Origin of the sequence: Muriicola sp. (genome assembly GCF_041567615.1) — a bacterium.
Taxonomy (GTDB): Bacteria; Bacteroidota; Bacteroidia; order Flavobacteriales; family Flavobacteriaceae; genus Muriicola.
The window spans coordinates 1-2231 of the sequence record NZ_JBFGBM010000267.1 but is presented as its reverse complement, the minus strand read 5'-3'; the positions used below and the strand labels follow the sequence as shown (position 1 = coordinate 2231).

Sequence of the window (2231 nt, the reverse complement as noted above, 5' to 3'; positions counted from 1 at the left end):
GGGGTCCCAGTCTGGGGAATTGTCATTGGCAGTGCCCTCAGTTCTCTGGTCATGCTCATGAATTACACAGAAGGATTGGTGGAACAGTTCAAATTTATTATCCTCCTCTCTACCCTATGCACCCTGGTACCTTATCTGTTCTCAGCGGCTGCCTATGTGGCCATTTCTCTGGAGGGCAAGAAATCGAAAAAACCTGGGACCGGGATCTTTATCCTGGGCGGGCTCACCTTTTTGTATGCGATGTGGGCTATTTTCGGGGCCGGGGAAGAGGCTGTCTTCTGGGGCTTCATCCTGCTGCTGGCAGGCACCCCCTTCTACGTCTGGCTGAAATGGAAAAACAACCTCCAAAACCGTTAAACATGCCCAATTCGTTTACAAGCCATTCCGAATACTTACCCCTGGAGCAGGTGTTGATCATGCCAGTTTCTGAAGCTTTTCGGGACAAAACCAAAATAGGAGCAGAATGGGAAGAATTGAATTATCTGAAAGCTCCGGACCTGAAACCGGCGCTGGAAGAATACCGGGATTTCATCAGCCTACTGCAAAAGAAAGGAGCTGAGGTGTTCTCTTTTACCAAAAGGGAATCCCTGACCCTGGATGCCCTCTATTGCCGGGATGCCAGTATTGTCACTGACCACGGGGTGGTCCTGTGCCGGATGGGGAAACGACAAAGACGGGCCGAACCCGCTGTGCAGGAAAAGGTTTATAAAGACCTGGGCATACCCATCCTGGGTAAGATCCAAGCGCCGGGTACCCTGGAGGGAGGCGACGTGGCCTGGCTCGATAGAGACACCCTGGCAGTTGGGTACAGTTATCGAACCAATTCTGAAGGGATTGAACAGCTTATCGGCATGCTGAGACCACTGGGTGTAAAAGTAATCGAAGTACAGCTACCCCATTTCAGGGGACCTTCAGATGTCTTCCACCTGATGTCCATCCTAAGTCCCTTAGACCGCGACCTCGCCGCTGTTTATTCCCCCCTGATGCCTATAGCGTTCCGGAACACCCTTCTGGAAAGGGGATATCAACTCGTAGAAGTACCGGAAGCCGAGTTCGACAGCCTCGGATGCAACATCCTCGCCACCGGACCCCGACAGTGTGTGATGGCCGAAGGGAATCCTATCACAGAAGCAGCCCTTCGCAAGGCGGGGTGTACGGTTTCCACCTATCCCGGATTAGAGATCAGTGTAAAGGGAGGGGGAGGACCTACCTGCCTGACAAGGCCCCTGAGAAGAAGAATACAGACTACATCTTGAGATAGAAATCCCTGCAAAGTGCTTTGTATTCTGCTGTGTATACATGCCTCTGTTCTTCAATGACAAGCTCATCTTCAAGGAGGCTTTGTTCTTTTCTCGAAAAGGCAAGCAGGCTGCGCTTGATGCCGGAATCGGGCGTCCCTTTCACCCGTGTAACCTTAAAAGGATAAAGGCCGGCTTCACGGGCCATTTGCCGAAACTGAGCTTCTGCCTGGAAGGGAATAATGGTCGCAAAGACCCCCTCGTCCGCTAACAGCATCTCCACCCCATGGATGAGTTCACTGAAAGGCAGGGCGATGTTTTGTCTTGCCCTGTCCCGGGCCTCGGAACCACTAGCTACTGTCTCGGAATGGAAAGGTGGATTTGAGACGATCAGTTCATAAGTCGCATCGCTTTCTTCAACCATCTCATCCAGGCCTGCGTGGTAACAAAAGAGTCGGTCTGCCCAGGGTGATGCCTCAAAATTTTCCACACATTGTTCAAATGCATCCCCATCGATCTCCACCGCATCGATGGTATCAGCCATAGTGCGTTGTGCGAGCATAAGAGCAATGAGGCCGGTGCCCGTGCCTATATCCAATACAGATGACGGTTCAGTATCCACCGGTGCCCAGGCACCGAGGAGAACGCCGTCTGTGCCGACTTTCATGGCGCACCGGTCCTGAAAGATCTCGAATTGCTTAAAACGAAACGGAGTTTCCATTCCCTGTATTAATCCTCCAGATATAAGGAGACCAGTCCTTCAGGAGTTTTGACAAAGATGGTCTTTTCTATGCGATCGATCTCGGTAATGATCTCGTCGTTTATGGGGATGAGGAGTTGTTTACCGTCCTTGTCTGCAACGAATAGCGCCTGGGCGGCTGAATCATTGACAGAAACGATGGTCCCGATATCGCCGTATTTACTGTCAACAAGCTTGAATCCGATGACTTCATGGTAGTAAAATTTCTTCCCGCTTAAAGGTGGTAATCGATC

General features: G+C 51.2%; 3 protein-coding genes and 1 pseudogene. 2 read left to right on the top strand and 2 right to left on the bottom strand.

Going from position 1 to position 2231, the window contains the following annotated elements; all coding sequences use genetic code 11:
- A pseudogene (locus tag ABYP73_RS12920) lies at nt 1-357 on the top strand (amino acid permease); the annotation flags it as partial.
- A gap of 2 nt (nt 358-359) precedes the next feature.
- Entirely contained in the window at nt 360-1256 is an 897-nt protein-coding gene (locus tag ABYP73_RS12915; protein WP_372974608.1) for a dimethylarginine dimethylaminohydrolase family protein, read from the top strand.
- Here the strand turns inward: ABYP73_RS12915 and ABYP73_RS12910 are convergent.
- Both ABYP73_RS12910 and ABYP73_RS12905 read right to left on the bottom strand, forming a co-directional pair.
- Nucleotides 1246-1959, bottom strand: a complete 714-nt coding sequence (locus ABYP73_RS12910; RefSeq protein WP_372974607.1) for a tRNA1(Val) (adenine(37)-N6)-methyltransferase — start codon at nt 1957-1959, stop codon at nt 1246-1248. The two genes, ABYP73_RS12915 and ABYP73_RS12910, sit on opposite strands and share 11 nt — an antisense overlap.
- Nucleotides 1960-1967: 8 nt before the next feature.
- Nucleotides 1968-2231, bottom strand: a 264-nt coding sequence (locus ABYP73_RS12905; protein WP_372974606.1) for a ribosome maturation factor RimM, incomplete at its 5' end; no start/stop codon positions are given.